The organism is Fructobacillus sp. EFB-N1, assembly GCF_001038455.1.
Taxonomy (GTDB): domain Bacteria; phylum Bacillota; class Bacilli; order Lactobacillales; family Lactobacillaceae; genus Fructobacillus; species Fructobacillus cardui.
In genome coordinates this window covers 33,618-49,721 of sequence record NZ_LDUY01000022.1, presented here as the reverse complement: position 1 = coordinate 49,721, position 16,104 = coordinate 33,618, and the positions used below count along the sequence as shown (strand labels likewise).

Annotated in this window: 11 protein-coding genes; 10 read left to right on the top strand and 1 reads right to left on the bottom strand. The window is 47.0% G+C overall.

What is annotated here, in order from left to right; genetic code table 11:
- The first annotated feature begins 41 nt into the window (after positions 1-41).
- The 7 genes from FEFB_RS05825 (at position 42) to FEFB_RS05795 (ending at position 9,000) form a co-directional block, all read left to right on the top strand.
- Positions 42-341 carry a DUF1292 domain-containing protein gene (locus FEFB_RS05825; protein ID WP_047975300.1) on the top strand — a complete coding sequence of 100 codons (300 nt, stop codon included), beginning with the start codon at positions 42-44 and terminating at the stop codon, positions 339-341.
- Positions 342-783: 442 nt separating this feature from the next.
- Positions 784-1,716, top strand: a complete 933-nt coding sequence (locus FEFB_RS05820) for an aspartate carbamoyltransferase catalytic subunit (RefSeq protein WP_047975299.1) — start codon at positions 784-786, stop codon at positions 1,714-1,716.
- The gene (locus FEFB_RS05815) at positions 1,713-2,981 is read left to right on the top strand and encodes a dihydroorotase (protein ID WP_047975298.1); all 1,269 of its coding nucleotides are present in this window, start codon (positions 1,713-1,715) and stop codon (positions 2,979-2,981) included. Before FEFB_RS05820 ends, FEFB_RS05815 begins: the two co-directional genes overlap by 4 nt.
- A 4-nt stretch (positions 2,982-2,985) precedes the next feature.
- Positions 2,986-4,071 (top strand): carbamoyl phosphate synthase small subunit, encoded by a 1,086-nt coding sequence (locus tag FEFB_RS05810; RefSeq protein ID WP_047975297.1) that lies wholly within the window; start codon positions 2,986-2,988, stop codon positions 4,069-4,071.
- A gap of 1 nt (position 4,072) precedes the next feature.
- Positions 4,073-7,243, top strand: a complete 3,171-nt coding sequence (carB, locus tag FEFB_RS05805) for a carbamoyl-phosphate synthase large subunit (protein ID WP_047975296.1) — start codon at positions 4,073-4,075, stop codon at positions 7,241-7,243.
- Positions 7,244-7,246: 3 nt separating this feature from the next.
- Positions 7,247-8,182 (top strand): dihydroorotate oxidase, encoded by a 936-nt coding sequence (locus FEFB_RS05800; protein ID WP_047975295.1) that lies wholly within the window; start codon positions 7,247-7,249, stop codon positions 8,180-8,182.
- A gap of 161 nt (positions 8,183-8,343) precedes the next feature.
- On the top strand, positions 8,344-9,000 hold the full coding sequence (locus tag FEFB_RS05795; RefSeq protein WP_047975294.1) for a glycoside hydrolase family 73 protein: 657 nt from the start codon (positions 8,344-8,346) through the stop codon (positions 8,998-9,000).
- A 93-nt stretch (positions 9,001-9,093) separates the two neighbouring features.
- On the opposite strand, the gene FEFB_RS05790 is transcribed toward FEFB_RS05795, so the two are convergent.
- Positions 9,094-10,272 carry an ATP-binding protein gene (locus tag FEFB_RS05790; protein WP_047975293.1) on the bottom strand — a complete coding sequence of 393 codons (1,179 nt, stop codon included), beginning with the start codon at positions 10,270-10,272 and terminating at the stop codon, positions 9,094-9,096.
- A gap of 200 nt (positions 10,273-10,472) precedes the next feature.
- Between FEFB_RS05790 and pcrA the strand changes: the two genes are divergently transcribed.
- The 3 genes from pcrA (at position 10,473) to FEFB_RS05775 (ending at position 16,074) form a co-directional block, all read left to right on the top strand.
- Positions 10,473-12,722, top strand: a complete 2,250-nt coding sequence (pcrA, locus tag FEFB_RS05785) for a DNA helicase PcrA (protein ID WP_047975292.1) — start codon at positions 10,473-10,475, stop codon at positions 12,720-12,722.
- Between the two features lie 88 nt (positions 12,723-12,810).
- Positions 12,811-14,850, top strand: coding sequence for an NAD-dependent DNA ligase LigA (gene ligA, locus FEFB_RS05780; RefSeq protein WP_047975291.1), 2,040 nt, complete (start codon positions 12,811-12,813; stop codon positions 14,848-14,850).
- 78 nt (positions 14,851-14,928) lie between these two features.
- Positions 14,929-16,074 (top strand): CamS family sex pheromone protein, encoded by a 1,146-nt coding sequence (locus FEFB_RS05775; protein ID WP_047975290.1) that lies wholly within the window; start codon positions 14,929-14,931, stop codon positions 16,072-16,074.
- The last annotated feature ends 30 nt before the right edge of the window (positions 16,075-16,104 follow it).

Genomic DNA, 16,104 nt, shown 5'->3' with positions numbered 1-16,104 from the left:
TTTACTTTAGCGCAATCGTAACAATAACAAAGGATTTTTTTATGGCTAAGCAAAACCCAGAAATTGACAAGATTACCCTGATTGACGACAATGGCGACGAAACTTTATACGAAGTTTTGTTTACTTTCCATTCAGAGGAATTTGACCGTTCATATATCTTGCTCGTCCCAGATGGTGCCGAAGAAGATGAAGAGGTTGATGTGCAAGCATACATTTTCAATCCAGCCGAAGATGGCGAAGCAACGGAAGAAGATTTGTTGCCGATTGAAGATGATGCAGAATGGAACATGGTCGAAGAAGTGTTGAACACTTTCTTGGATGATGATTCAAACTTTAACTAAGCATGATGGTTAGTCACCACACTATTGTATTGTGGTGACTTTTTTTGACTCAAATTGGTGATGAAAGAGGATTGTTTGGAGCAAAAATCAGCAGTGGTCACTGTTAGCTTTCTTGACAAGAGACAATAGTTGGCCATCACACTTTTTTATGTCAGAAAAGCTTGCCAAAGGCATTTACAGGTGCTAGAATACTAACAAGCAAACAAAAGTTGCAATCCTTTAAAGCCGACCGGAGAGTCGCTAAGGTGGACAAGTAGCAAGGTAATGGTTGGAAGAAATTCCAGACCCCTGGGCGAGACCCTGGCTAACCTTGACAAAAGGCTGACAAGAATGGACAAAGTGCAAGCTAAACGATTCCAGTCAACCGCCACTGACGCTCTGATCTTAGGATTAGGGCGTTTTTTATTGGAAAATTGCAGCGGGAAAATCAAGGGGCATTGAGATGACGAATTGGAACAACTGCCTAGACCTAGCAGATTTATCAACAACGCAATTACAAGAAGTTTTGGACTTAGCCCAAGACTATCAAGCCGGGAAACAAGCACCAGCTTTGAAACGTCCGGTATACGGTGTGAACCTCTTCTTTGAGAATTCAACAAGAACCAAGTCATCCTTTCAGATGGCGGAGAAGAAATTAGGGATTGACTTAATTGAGGTTAATCCGGCGACTTCTTCCGTTCAAAAAGGCGAAACGCTGTCGGACACGCTGCGAACGCTAGAAGCAATCGGTGTTGACTTTGCCGTTATTCGCCACGGCCAAACTGGTTGGTACCAAGAACTAGTTGAAACCCCCTATGTCACGATGGGTCTGTTCAACGCAGGTGACGGCGCTGGTGTTCACCCATCACAAACTCTTTTAGATTTATTAACGATTGAAAATGAATTTGGCCGAATTGACGGCCTCAAGGTTGGTATTATTGGTGATTTGGCTCACTCACGAGTGGCAAAATCAGATGCTAAAATTTTAAAGTCATTGGGCGCAACGCTTTACTTTGGCGGACCTGATTCCTGGTACAGTCATGACTTTGATGATTTGGGAACGTTTGGCACGCTGGAAGAAATTTTACCGGAATTAGATGTTGTCATGACGCTCCGGGTGCAATTGGAGCGCTTCGACGAAGCGAACCGCGACGCCTTTACGGCCGTTGATTATTATCAACAGTTTGGCTTAACACAAGAGAGAGCCAAGTTGTTACCAGAACACAGCATTATCATGCATCCAGCCCCAGTTAACCGCAATGTCGAAATTGCAAGCGAATTGGTGGATGGCGACAAATCACGGATTTTCACCCAGATGGGTAACGGGGTTTTTGCCCGGATGGCGATGATTACCAAGGTCCTACAGGCACGCGGCTTAATGGAGGCTGACAAATGAGAGTATTAATCAAGCATGCAGTAATTAACAAGCGCTGCCAGGACATCTTAATTGTGGATGGCAAGATTGAAAAGATTGCCCGGGGAATTGAAGTCCCAGCCGACGAAGAAATTAATGCTCATGGTGCCGCAGCCATTCCCGGTTTGATTGATGTCCACGTACATTTCCGTGAGCCAGGCTTAACTTATAAGGAAACCATCGAGACAGGCTCTCACGCAGCCGCTCACGGGGGCTTCACAACGGTGATGACTATGCCAAACGTCAAACCAGTTGTTGATACTGCCGAGAAGGTTCGTCAACAGGTTTTGTTAAATCAGGAAAATAGTCTGGTGAAGATTGCCCAATTTGGTGCGCTATCTGCCGACCTGGTTGGCGTGGGCGCAGCTGATTTACAGGCAATGGCTGATGCTGGTGCCATGGCCTTCTCAAACGATGGCCACGGTGTCCAAGATGCGCAAACGATGTTGGAAGCCATGAAGGCGGCTAAGCAGGCTGACCGCGTGATTTCAGCTCACTTGGAAGATGATTCCTTAATCCAAGGTGGGGTAATGAATGCCGGATTGGAGGCTGAACGCTTAGGCTTGCCCGGGATGACAGGGTTGTCCGAATCAACCCAGTTAGCTCGCGACCTGGTGATGGCGCAGGCAACCGGCGTCAAGTACCACATCGCCCATATCTCAACCAAGGAATCTGTTGCCCAGGTTCGCTTGGCCAAGCAAATGGGCCTGTCAGTGACAGCGGAAGTTTCACCACACCACTTGTTCTTGGATGACAGCATGATTGAAACCGATGACCCAATGTTCAAAATGAACCCACCATTGCGGTCAAAGGAAGATCGATTAGCCCTAATCGCTGGGCTTTTGGATGGGACGATTGATATGATTGCCACCGACCATGCGCCACACAGCGAAGAGGAAAAATCAGGTTCCATGCACGATTGCTCATTTGGCATTGTGGGACTGGAAACGGCCTTGCCACTGGTTTATACCCACTTTGTTAAAAGCGGCTTAGTCGACTTAGATACTGTCCTTGATTGGATGGTTCGCCGACCAAAGCAGGTCTTTAATCTCGCATCTGCAGGTGAACTACGAGTTGGGGATGCCGCCGACATCGCTCTGGTGGATTTCATCCATCCGTACAAGATTAACCCAGAAGAATTTGAATCAAAGGGGAAGAATACCCCCTTTACCGGTCAAGAGGTTTACGGCAAGGTCTTAAAGACCTTGGTCGACGGCCACTTGGTCTATCAAGCAAAGAAGGAGTAAGGCAATGCAAGGATACTTAGTATTGAAAAATGGATCAGTTTACGCCGGTGAGCGTTTCGGCTCCGAAAAAGATTTGTTAACGGAAGTTGTCTTTTCAACCGGGATGACTGGTTACCAAGAAACGATGACCGATCCCTCATATTTTGGCCAAACAATGGTCTTCACTTATCCTTTGATTGGTAATTACGGCATTAACTTAGACGATAACGAAGGGGCTGGTAGTGAACCCGCCGTTGATGCCATTATCGTCAAGGACCTGGCCCGCCGCCCTACCAACTTCCGTTCTGTGATGACCCTTGCTGATTTTGCCAAGGAAGAAGACTTGCCAGGATTGACTGGTGTTGACACACGGAAATTAGCCAAGGAAATTCGCGACCATGGTTCAATGCCTGCCGTTTTGGTCTCTGAATTAAATCACGAAAAGATTGATGCCCTCTTTGCTCAGGACTACCCATCATTGTTGTTGGCCCGGGCCAAGAAGGAAGAAGAAATCGAAACCTTCGTTGGTGAAGCGGGCGGACCAAAGATTGCTTTGTTGGACTTTGGTTTAAAGGGCTCAATCGTGAAGGCCTTGCAAAAGCGTGGCGCAACGGTAACGGTTTTCCCTGGCACGACGCCAGCTTCTGTAATTGAAGCCAGCAACCCCGACGGTGTCTTGCTATCAAACGGCCCTGGTGATCCAACTCAGTACGGTTATGCAACGAAGACCATCCTCGAATTGCAAAATAAGTATCCAATCATGGGGATTTGCTTGGGACACCAGCTCTTTGCCATTGCCAACGGTGCCAAGACTTACAAGATGAAGTTTGGCTACCGTGGCTTTAACCACGCCGTGACGGATGTGGACCACAAGCGGAAGTACTTCACCTCACAAAATCATGGTTATGCCGTTGACCGGGCTTCATTGGCCGGTACGAATTTGGAAGTAACCCACGAAGAAATTAATGCTGAAACTGTTGAAGGCGTTCGGTTGAAGGATAAGGAAGCATTTTCAGTCCAATTCCATCCGGATGCTTCGCCAGGACCACACGACGCCGAATATATCTTTGACAACTTCATTAACAAGTTGACGGAAAAGAAGGGAGCCTAAGATGCCCAAGCGAAATGACATTCATAAAATTTTGGTAATTGGTTCGGGACCAATTATTATCGGTCAAGCGGCCGAATTTGACTATTCTGGTTCACAGGCCTGCCTCTCACTAAAAGAAGAGGGCTACCAGGTGGTGTTGATTAACTCCAACCCCGCTACGATCATGACGGACCAAGAAATTGCCGATAAGGTGTACTTGGAACCAATTACTTTGGACTTCGTCAAGGAGGTCTTGTACCGAGAAAAGCCGGATGCCATTTTGCCAACCTTAGGAGGCCAAACTGGCCTAAACATGGCCAAAGATTTAGCCGATTCCGGTATTTTGCAGGAACTAAACATTGAATTGCTTGGGACGAAGTTGCCAGCCATCGAACAGGCTGAAGACCGCGAATTGTTCAAGGATTTGATGGAAGAATTGAACGAACCAGTACCGGAATCGCAAATTGCCACAACAGTCGAAGAAGCAGCTGATTTTGCCGAGAAAATTGGCTATCCAGTTGTTGTCCGTCCCGCCTATACGCTTGGTGGAACTGGTGGTGGTTTTGCCAATAATTTGGTTGAATTAGAGGAAATTACGGCTCACGGTTTGGAACTGTCACCAGTGACTCAGGTGTTGATTGAAAAGTCGATTGCCGGCTACAAGGAAATCGAGTTTGAAGTTATGCGTGACGCTGCCGATAACGCCTTGATTGTGGCTGGGATGGAAAACATCGATCCAGTTGGGGTGCACACAGGTGATTCCATTGTTGTTTCGCCAACGCAGACTCTTTCAGACCGGGACTATCAAATGATGCGGGATTCCGCTTTGAAGATTATCCGGGCCTTGAAAATTGAGGGTGGTGTCAACATCCAAATGGCTTTGGACCCAGAGTCCTTCCAGTATTACATTATCGAAGTGAACCCCCGTGTTTCTCGTTCATCAGCCTTGGCCTCAAAGGCAACTGGTTATCCAATTGCTAAGATGGCGGCCAAGATTGCCGTTGGTTTGCACTTGAACGAAATTAAGAATCCCGTGACACAGACGACTTGGGCCGCCTTTGAACCAGCCCTTGACTATGTTGTAACCAAGATTCCACGTTTCCCATTTGATAAGTTTGAACATGCTAAACGCACGTTGGGGACACAAATGAAAGCGACTGGTGAAGTCATGGCCATCGGTCGGACACTTGAAGAATCATTGTTGAAGGCTGTTCGATCACTTGAAATCGATGAAAAGGACCTGAGTGCTGGTTACTTTGAAGGCGTTTCAACAGAAGACTTGAAGGCACAATTGATGCCAGCTAAGGATGACCGACTCTTCGCCATCGCTGAATTGATTCACCGCGGGGTGACGATTGAAGAAATTCATGATATTACTCAGATGGACTTGTTCTTCTTGGACAAGATTCTGCACATTATTGAAATCGAAAGAACGGTTCAAGCTGGACCCGACAACTTCGAGGAAATTAAAACAGCCAAGGAATACGGCTTCTCTGATGCTTGGTTAGCAAAGTTGACTGGCAAGACGGAAGCTGATTTCCGTGCTTGGCGCAAGGCACAGGGCTTGTTACCAACCTTCAAGATGGTTGATACGGTTGCCGGTGAATTTGAGTCGAAGACACCTTACTACTATGGCACGTACGAAGACGAAAATGAGTCAATTGTCACGGACCGACCTTCTGTTTTGGTTCTTGGCTCTGGCCCAATCCGGATTGGACAGGGAGTTGAATTTGACTACGCGACTGTTCACGCCGTGAAGGCCATCCAACAGGCGGGTTATGAAGCCATTATTCAAAACTCAAACCCCGAAACAGTTTCCACTGATTTTGCCATTTCCGACAAGCTTTATTTTGAACCATTAACCCTAGAAGATGTCTTGAACGTGATTGACCTCGAGCAACCTTTAGGTGTCGTTGTGCAGTTCGGTGGCCAAACGGCCATTAACTTGGCTGCTGGTTTGGAACAGGCTGGTGTTAAGGTCTTGGGAACAACGGTGGCTGATTTGGACCGCGGAGAAGACCGAGACGAATTTGCCAAGGTGATTGACAAGCTTGGCTTGCCAAAGCCAAAAGGTGAAACGGCTACGACCAAAGAGGGTGCCTTGAAGGCAGCCAATGACCTTGGTTACCCCGTTTTGATTCGACCATCTTATGTGATTGGTGGTCGGTCAATGGCCATCATCGATTCTGATGACGACCTGAAGACCTATATGGAACAGGCGGTAAAGGTTTCAAACGATCACCCAGTTTTGATTGATGATTACCTTACTGGTCAAGAAGCTGAAGTTGACCTGATTTCAGACGGCACAGATGTGTTGATTCCAGGAGTGATGGAGCACATTGAACGTTCTGGGATTCACTCAGGTGATTCCTTTGCGGTTTATCCAACGCAGCAGATGTCTGAAAACGTGAAGGCTCAAATCGTTGAATCTGCTCAAAAGTTGGCCAAGGAATTGAACGTAATTGGTTTGATGAATATCCAGTATGTGATTCATGATGAAATTGCCTATGTGATTGAAGTCAACCCACGGGCTTCGCGGACGTTGCCATTCTTGTCAAAGGTCACAGAGATTCCAATGGCTCAGGTCGCTACACAAATCATGTTGGGCAAGTCTTTGAAGGACTTGGGTTACCAATCTGGTTTGGTTCCTGAACCAGCAGAAGTTCACGTGAAGGCACCGGTCTTCTCGTTTGCCAAATTAGCTGGCTTGAATTCAACGGTTGGACCAGAAATGAAGTCAACTGGTGAAGTCATGGGAACCGCTGACAACTATGATCAAGCACTCGCTAAGGCGATGGTTGGTGCTGGCTTGCCAATTTTGCACAAGGGTCGGATTCTTTGGGATTTGGCCGAAGCAGACCAGCAAGAGGGGGTGGCCTTGGCTAAGCGTTTTGCAGCCCTTGGCTTTGAATTGGCTGCTACTGACAGCAATGTGGCCTTCTTGCAGGAAAACGGTGTTGCAGCAAAAGCAGCGCCAGCTGATTTGCCGATGGCGATGGCTAAGCAAGAATTCCAAATCATGGTCAATACACTCGACCAGGCTGATCAGGCTTTGGCGGGGGAGAGCTCTGTTCGAGCGGCAGCAATTGTTAACGAGGTGGCCTTGTTTACGGCCTTGGATACCGTCGCTGCTTACTTGACGGTTTTGGAATTACCAGAAGAAACACACTTTGTAAAAGCATTGGGAGAATGATTCATGACGGAAATTGATTTAAGCGCTGACCTCTTTGGTCAAACTTTAACGAGCCCATTGCTCAACGCCTCTGGGGTCCACTGTCAGACCAAAGAAGAACTGAATGACTTGGCAAACACGAGTAACTTGGGCGCGATGGTGACAAAATCAGCAACGCTTCAAGCTCGTGAAGGAAACCCAAACCCACGCTACTATGACCTCGAAAATGGTTCGATTAACTCGATGGGGTTGCCAAACTTGGGTTATGATTTTTATCTTGATTACGTTTTGCAAGAGCAGACAAAGCCAACCATTTTGTCAGTTGCTGCTTTGTCAGCGGCCGATGCGATTACTTTGTTAAAGGACTTGCAGGCTTCCGATTACCAGGGACCAACTGAATTGAACTTGTCTTGCCCAAACATTGTTGGGGAACCTCAATTGGCCTACGACTTCGAGGCAACCGACCGGGTTTTAAGTGAAGTCTTCAGCTTTTACACGAAGCCTTTGGGCGTGAAGTTGCCACCATACTTTGATTTAGTGCACTTCGATAAGATTGCTGCAGTCTTGAACAAGTACCCATTGACTCACGTGAACACGATTAATTCGATTGGTAACGGCCTTTGGGTTGATGTTGATCAGGAACAGGTTGTTACCAAGGCCAAGGGCGGCTTTGGTGGCCTTGGGGGAACAATGGTCTTGCCAACTGCTTTGGCCAATGTTCGGGCCCTCCGTCAACGCTTGAATGACAGCATTAAGGTCTTGGGAACTGGTGGTGTGACTTCCGGGGCAGATGTTTTTGCACATACTCTCTGTGGGGCTGATTTGGTATCCGTCGGTACTCAGGTGATGAAGGAAGGTTTGGGCATCTATGACCGTCTAGCCGAAGAATTAAAAGCCATTATGGCTGAAAAGGGTTACCAAAGCTTGGCCGACTTCCGCGGGAAGTTAAAGGAACTGTAAGACGGTTTTGGCTAAAAAATCAGTCAGCGTTTTGACTGGTAAAATGATTAAACCAACAGTGATGTTGGTTTTTTCTTTTTTTGGCAAATAAATTAGAAAGGCGTATACTGGCTATATTCAATTTCAGACAACAATGATTCTAATAAAATGGAGGTGCCCTGGTGGCTAAAAAGCGGAAAAAGAAAAAATGGTTTTTCCTGCCAAAGGCGAAAAAAAAGCGGCGAATTTACTTTATGCTCTTGCTCGTTTTTCTAACTTTGATTGCTTTGACCGTGGCGATGAACCAATCGATGACAACCAAAAAGGATCAAATTATCTATCAAGACGAAGCCAAGCAAAAACAGCTCCAAATTTGGGCGCCATTTGCACAAAAGATGCAATATAAGTATCGAATTTTTGCTTCCATTTCACTGGCACAGGCGATTTTGGAATCTGATTGGAACCAGTCTAGTTTGTCAAAGGACTATAACAACTTGTATGGCATTAAAGCATCGGCTAGCCAGGCTGGTGTAGTCGTTCCTACCAAAGAGTATGAGGACGGTCATTGGATGACAGTCGATCAAAAGTTTGCTTCCTACAATACCTGGCAAGAATCAATGGAGGCGCATGCTCAGCTGATTTCAAAGGGGACCCACTGGAATCCTAACCAATATGAGCATGTGCTGGCAGCCAAAAATTACCAAGCAGCAGCGCAGGCCCTTGTGCAAGATGGGTATGCGACCGATCCGACTTATGCGGCCAAATTAGTGGCAGTCATTGAAACCTGGAATTTAAAGCGCTTTGATTTGGCGGTGACGATGGGGGATGCTACTTCCTAAATGGCTTGATTGGGTAAATGTATTAGAATCGTTTCAATTAAAAAGAGGACCGTATACGCCATGGACGCGAGTATAGTTCTCTTTTTGTTTGGCTTATTGGTTGGTCTTCGATGCGAAAATCGTGACAGTTCGACTCGGTTTCTGGCCAATTTTGACAATTGCTTGGCCGGTTTGTAGCTGACCTAACTTCTTGCCAGTTTTAGCCGAGTTGGCTAAGAGGGGCAGGGCCTGCCATTCGTTTTGGTTTGTGAGTCGATGGGCGATTGTGGCTGAAAATTGCCCTAGTAGAGCGGTCGGCAAGTCGAGTGGCGACTGAGAAACAAAGGCCACCAGGAGGCCCTCCTTGCGCCCTTCACGAAGAATTTGTGCTAAGCCACTGCCCTTGTCTTGGTCAGCTTGGTTGTTTTTCATGAGGAAACGGTGACCCTCGTCGATTAAGAGGTAAACCGTCGTTTTGTGCGTGCTCTGAGCCTGGAAACTGAGAAGTTGGCGCCAAACGGTGGACATGATGGTGGCTTGGAGGGCACCGAGGTCTTTCAGTTGGGCGAGATTGATACTGATTTTAGCACCGAAGTCGGCCTTGGCCGTTGCTAATTTGAGTAGGTAAAGCAAGTCGTACTTGGTCGTTTTCACCTGGGTGTTTGGAGCAATTGCCTTTAGGCGCGGATCTGCCAGTCGGTCGGCTAGTTGGTCGATGGCCGTCATCAAATCAGGATCGGTGTCGTCAAGGCTTTCTTCATGATCTGCAAATCCTTGACGAGCCAGCAACCGCAATTGGGGCGCGAGGAGGCTTAATGAAAAGGTCCATTGGCTTTTATATAGCTGCCTTTTTTGCTCATAAAAGGTATCGGTGGTTAAGGACTGAGTATTTAAAATGTCCTTTTGTTGCTGGCTAAGGTAGTAGTTGATGCGCAGGGCTGCTTGAGCTTGCCCCAGTAGAAGTTGCCACTTGGTTGGCCAAGCCAAATCAAGGGCAGTTAGCAAGTCTTCTGCTGCTAGCTGGCTGAGATCAAAGTAGACGTTTTTGCCAACAACATAAGACGCCTGCTGGTCGTTTGCCTGGCTAAATTCACCGGTTGGGTCGAAAATAATTTGTCCAAGTCGATTTTCCTGTAGTTGCCGGCTAATTTGTTTGAGGGTTGTTGATTTGCCGGACCCAGTTTGCCCAACCAAAAGCAGGTGTGGGGCGAAAAGCGTCGTGGCCGCTGGTTGGTACTTAGCTTTGAACCAGCCAGTCTGGCCTAAAGTGAGTAAGTGTTCGCTAGTTTGCATGATTTTTCCACCTTTAATTATAGTTACCTTACCAAAAAATCAGACAGGCTGTAAATGGTTAATTACTGGTGGCTAACGCGTGGTTACTGGGTATTTTTCAGGCGAGCAAGCGAAACCAGGACTGTTTTTTGTCTTGGCCTGATTTTTCTTGAATTATGATAAAATAAAAGCAGTGAACAAAAACGATTTAGGATGGCAAAATGACTGTTGAAGAACTAACCAAGGGTATGAATAGCAAGCAAGCAGAGGCGGTCAGAACGACAGAGGGACCGCTTTTAATTATGGCTGGTGCCGGATCTGGGAAGACCAGAGTTTTGACGCATCGCGTTGCGCATTTGATTGAAGACTTAGATGTGGCACCCTGGCGGATTTTGGCCATCACCTTTACGAATAAGGCTGCCCGTGAAATGCGGGAACGAATTGGTAAATTAGTGGATGAACAGTTGGCCCAATCCGTTTGGGTTTCAACATTCCACGCCCTGGCTGTCCGGATTTTACGTCGAGACGGTGAACGTATCGGCTTGGGAAAGAACTTTACGATTTTGGATAGTTCTGCCCAGAAGACGCTGGTGAAGCGGGTGATTAACGATTTGAACCTGGATTCAAATCAGTATGATCCGCGGACCATTTTGGGAACTATTTCCAATGCCAAAAACGATTTATTAACGGCCAAGGATTACCAAGAGCAGGCCGCTAATTTTTATGAAGAGCGGGTAGCAGAAGTTTATTCTTCTTACCAGAAGGCTTTGCGTCAGGCGCAGTCGGTCGACTTTGATGACTTAATTATGTTGACGATTGAACTCTTTGAAAAGGCTCCTGATGTTTTGCAACGCTACCAGGACCAGTTCCGGTACCTCCACGTCGATGAGTACCAGGACACCAACGACGCCCAGTATAAGATTGTCAACATGTTGGCGCAGGGTTCAAAAAATTTGGCCGTTGTTGGAGATGCCGACCAGTCAATCTATGGTTGGCGTGGTGCCAATATGCAAAATATTTTGAACTTTGAAAAGGATTGGCCCGAGGCAAAATCAGTCTTCTTGGAACAAAATTATCGGTCAACCCAATCGATTTTGGATGCTGCCAATGGTGTGATTAATCACAATAATGAGCGAGTGCCAAAGAAGCTTTGGACCGAAAACGGCGTTGGGGACAAGATTACCTATTACCGGGCCCAGTCGGCTCAAGACGAGGCCTATTATGTGTTAGGCCAAATTCAAAAGGGTCAACGTGAGGACCATAAGTCCTTGTCCGACTTTGCCATTCTTTACCGGACCAATGCCCAGTCCCGTGCTATGGAAGAGTCCTTGGTCAAGGCCAATATTCCTTACACGATTGTCGGTGGGCATAAGTTCTACGACCGTAAGGAAATTTTGGACATTATGGCCTATCTCTCGTTGGTTGCTAACCCATCTGATAACGCGGCCCTAGAGCGGATTATCAACGTTCCCAAACGTGCCATCGGCCAGTCAACGGTTGACCGGCTTTTTACTTTTGCCAACCAAGTCAACTTGCCAATGTTGGCGGCTATTGACCAAGTCGAAATGGCCCAAGACATCCGTCCAGCCGCAGTGACAAAGTTGCTTTCCTTTGCTGAAATGGTGCATAACTTCCGCCAACAGGCTGAGTTCTTAACCGTTTCTGAGCTAACGGATTTGATTTTGGAACAGTCCGGCTATCGTCAGGAATTACAGGCAAAATCAGACCCCGAGTCGCAATCACGATTAGAAAACCTAGATGAATTTTTGTCTGTAACGAAGGAATTTGACGACAAGTACGATGCCCAGGCGGAAGATGCGGTCAACCCGTTGACTGATTTCTTAGGGTCAACGGCCTTAATGGCTGACCTGGACAACGTCGAGGAAGATAGCGGGGTGGTCACGTTAATGACCCTGCATGCCGCCAAGGGACTGGAATTCCCAACGGTCTTCTTGATTGGCCTTGAAGAGGGCTTGTTCCCATTGGGACGGGCCGCACAAGACGAGGATCAACTAGAGGAAGAACGGCGCCTGGCCTATGTCGGGATTACGCGAGCTGAGCAGAAACTCTATTTGACCAACGCTTTCTCCCGCTTATTATACGGTCGGACACAAGCGAACCAACCTTCCCGCTTTATTGATGAGATTTCGCCTGAATTGCTTGAGCAGGCTTATCCAGCAGGTGGATCTGGCGTTTCTGCTGGTTTGTCTTCGAAGTTACTTCGAGCAACGAGCACCACTTATCAAGGGGCCGCTAAAGCTAGTCCGGTTCAAAAGAAATCAGCCGGAACCACTGGTGCTGAAGGCGTGACATGGCAAGCTGGTGATAAGGTTTCTCACAAGAAGTGGGGTATTGGAACGGTTGTTTCGGTCACCGGTGATCAGGCTGACCAAGAACTCAAAGTCGCTTTCCCAGAAGATGGCATTAAGCAACTCTTGGCTGCCTTTGCACCAATCACACGGATTGATTAAGCGGGCAGGAAGGCACGGAGGCTTCCCCCTTGGTGCAATCACAGCTATGGCGGTCGCTGGCTAAACGGCCGTGTAGAAAGGATTTTTTATGGCAAGTAATCCACAACCAACAAATATGTCGACAAAGGATGCACAAGTCGAAATCAGTCAGCTGCAAGATGAACTGACCGATTACGGGATTGCCTATTATGAGCAAGATGCGCCTAAGGTGGAAGACCACGTTTATGACGAAAAGTATGCCAGGTTAGTGGCCTTGGAACAGGCCTTTCCACAATTTGTGACACCAGATTCGCCAACGCAAAATGTTGGTGGTGCTCAGACCAAGTCTGGTTTGGAAAAGGTCCAACATCCGGTGCCAATGCTTTCTTTGGGGGATGTCTTTTCCTTGGAAGAACTCCAAGAGTGGGAAAATCGTACCGTCAAGGCGTTGGGCCAACAACCATCTTACAACTTGGAATTGAAGATTGATGGTTTGGCCGTTTCTTTAAAGTATGAAAATGGTCGCTTAATTCAAGCTTCCACTCGAGGTAACGGTTTGATTGGTGAAGATGTGACGGCTAACGTCAAAACCATCGCCGATGTTCCCCAAACGTTAAAAGAGCCCCTAACAATCGAGGTTCGTGGTGAAATTTATATGCCCAAGGCCTCCTTTGCGCATTTGAATGAAGAGCGGGAAAATCAGGGCCAAGAACCCTTTGCTAACCCACGGAATGCAGCGGCGGGTTCGCTGCGCCAACTAGATGCACGAGAAACCAAGAAGCGCAAGCTGTCTGCCTTTATTTACTATACGGCTGAGGCTGATACTTTAGGTGTGACCAAGCAATCAGAAGTTTTGCGCCGCTTTGCCGAACTTGGTTTGCCAACCAACAAGGACAACCGCGTGATTGGCCAAATGAAAGATATTGCACCCTACATTGCCGAATATACTGAAAAACGTGACGGTTTGCCTTACGGGATTGATGGCGTTGTTGTCAAAGTTGATGATATCGATTCAGAAATTGACTTGGGTAACACGGTTAAGGTGCCACGGTGGTCCATCGCCTATAAGTTTCCACCGGAAGAGGAGCAAACAATTGTCCGTGATATCGAGTGGACAGTCGGTCGAACGGGTGCAGTGACACCAACGGCAGCCATGGATCCGGTTTTCTTGGCTGGGACAACGGTGCAGCGGGCTTCCTTGCATAATCCGGACTACCTCGAGGAAAAGGATGTCCGCGTCGGGGATACGGTGACCTTGCACAAAGCCGGTGATATTATCCCGGAAATTGGGCAAGTAATCCTGGATAAACGCCCAGCCGATGCTAAAAAGTATCAAATTCCAACGACTTGTCCTTCCTGTGGTGCTGATTTGGTCCATGTTGAGGGTGAAGTGGTGTTGCGTTGCATTAACCCAGCCTGTCCGGCACAGTTGCAGGAAGGGCTGACCCACTTTGCTTCTCGGAATGCGATGAATATTGATGGCCTTGGCCCACAGATTGTTAGCCAACTTTTGGATAAGAAATTGGTGACCGATGTGGCTTCCATTTATTCTCTCACGGTTGAACAATTGCTATCCTTGGATAAGTTCCAGGAAAAATCAGCCAATAACTTGGTAGCAGCCATCCGGTCTTCCAAAGCAAATTCTGCCGACCGCTTGCTCTTCGGTTTGGGCATCCGTTTGGTTGGGGCGAAAGCGGCGAAGACCATCATGGCGAATTTCCAAGACTTACCAAGCCTAGGGCAGGCCAGTGCCGATCAAATTGTGGCCATCGATGGCATTGGCCAAGCGATTGCGGATTCTGTTGTGAAATATTTCGATGAACCCCAGTCCCAAGCTCTTTTGGCCGAATTGGCTAATGCTGGCGTGAATCTAGAATACTTGTTCGAAACGGGTCCAATTGATGAAAATTCATTTTTCTATGGTAAAAAGATCGTTTTGACTGGTAAACTAGAGCAGAGTTCACGGAGTGAAATTGCTGCCTGGTTAGAAGCCCATGGTGCCAGCGTTACGGGATCAGTTTCAAAGAAGACTGATTTAGTGATTGCCGGCACCGATGCAGGCTCAAAACTGACAAAAGCAAATGATCTCGGAATCACTGTCTGGAATGAGCAAGAATTCTTGTCAGCCCAGCAAAATGAGGCCGGCTAAAGCAGTTGGTTGCGGCAAGAAAAACTTGCCGGTGGTTGTACTTGGCGTATTTAGCCAAGCTGTCAAAGAGGAAAAACAATGTTAAAACGGATTTCAAAGCGGGGCTATATCCTAATCGGCCTCGTGCTTCTGATTATTTTAGGAGCCTTTTTTTACTTTATTAATATCGCTTCGGTTACACCAAGTGTTTCCAAAACAAAGGGTGTTCAATTAACGCAAAGTTCTGCGGGAGATTACCAAACGGTCATTAAGGATGGTCATTATTTGACTTCAGCCGCTCGAGGCATTACCGCAACGTCCTTGAACAATTCTTTGGATGTTCAAGATTTCGAAACTTCGCTGTTAAATTTGTCGAAGTCACACTTTAAGACTGGTCGCTATATCTTCCAGGAAGGCCAGTACCTTGATTCTGATACGGTTAATGGTCTCTTGGCCCGTCAGACGGACAGCAATTCGACTGGTTTGAATCCAAAAGACAATGGTAAGACGGATAGTTCAAGAAATCCGATTTACGTTCAGACGTTAACGGAACAAGATTTCATGACTAAGAGTGGCAATAACCTACAATTAGCTGGGATGGTTGTTGGTGTGGCGATGAATAGTCAGGATGCCTACCAAAAGGAACAGTATGGTGCGACCTATTACCAGACGATTTCGGATAAGGACCGGATTGCCTACGGCCGAAAGATTGCTCCGAAGTTAATCAAGACGATTCGTGAGCAACAAGGTGTTGGCAAGAACATTCCAATCGTGTTGGCTATGTATGATACTGCTTCTCAGGATTCATTGGCTCCTGGTTCTTTCTATGCTGAAGCGACCTCAAAATCAGGTACTGATATCGGTGATTGGTCAGATATCAACGAAAAGTCGATTGTTCTGCCAAAGGAATCCGATGATACTTCGAGCCTTGGGTCTGATGAAAATACCGGATTCAATAACTTCAAGACGGATATTTTAAATTTCTTCCCAAACATTGCTGGGGCAACAGCTTCTGCTAAGTTTACGAATAATAAGTTGTCTTCCATGAATGTTACGGTGACAACGCAATTCTATTCACCAACCGAGATTGAAGCCTTCTCCAACTATGTGGCCACATCTGCTATGAAGTTCTTACCGTCATCAGCTCCTGTACAAATCAAAATTCAAACGGCCAACGAGATTCAAGCTTTGCTTGTTCGTAAGGCCGACGACAAGTCCTATACGATTACAAAATTGGATCAATAAGATTACAAATTAAAAACGCTTAGAAGCGAT

Coding starts and splice junctions, on each gene's coding strand:
- FEFB_RS05825 (WP_047975300.1), top strand. CDS start 42: ATGGCTAAGCAAAACCCAGAAATTGACAAGATTACCCTGATTGACGAC.
- FEFB_RS05820 (WP_047975299.1), top strand. CDS start 784: ATGACGAATTGGAACAACTGCCTAGACCTAGCAGATTTATCAACAACG.
- FEFB_RS05815 (WP_047975298.1), top strand. CDS start 1,713: ATGAGAGTATTAATCAAGCATGCAGTAATTAACAAGCGCTGCCAGGAC.
- FEFB_RS05810 (WP_047975297.1), top strand. CDS start 2,986: ATGCAAGGATACTTAGTATTGAAAAATGGATCAGTTTACGCCGGTGAG.
- carB (WP_047975296.1), top strand. CDS start 4,073: ATGCCCAAGCGAAATGACATTCATAAAATTTTGGTAATTGGTTCGGGA.
- FEFB_RS05800 (WP_047975295.1), top strand. CDS start 7,247: ATGACGGAAATTGATTTAAGCGCTGACCTCTTTGGTCAAACTTTAACG.
- FEFB_RS05790 (WP_047975293.1), bottom strand. CDS start 10,272: ATGCAAACTAGCGAACACTTACTCACTTTAGGCCAGACTGGCTGGTTC.
- pcrA (WP_047975292.1), top strand. CDS start 10,473: ATGACTGTTGAAGAACTAACCAAGGGTATGAATAGCAAGCAAGCAGAG.
- ligA (WP_047975291.1), top strand. CDS start 12,811: ATGGCAAGTAATCCACAACCAACAAATATGTCGACAAAGGATGCACAA.
- FEFB_RS05775 (WP_047975290.1), top strand. CDS start 14,929: ATGTTAAAACGGATTTCAAAGCGGGGCTATATCCTAATCGGCCTCGTG.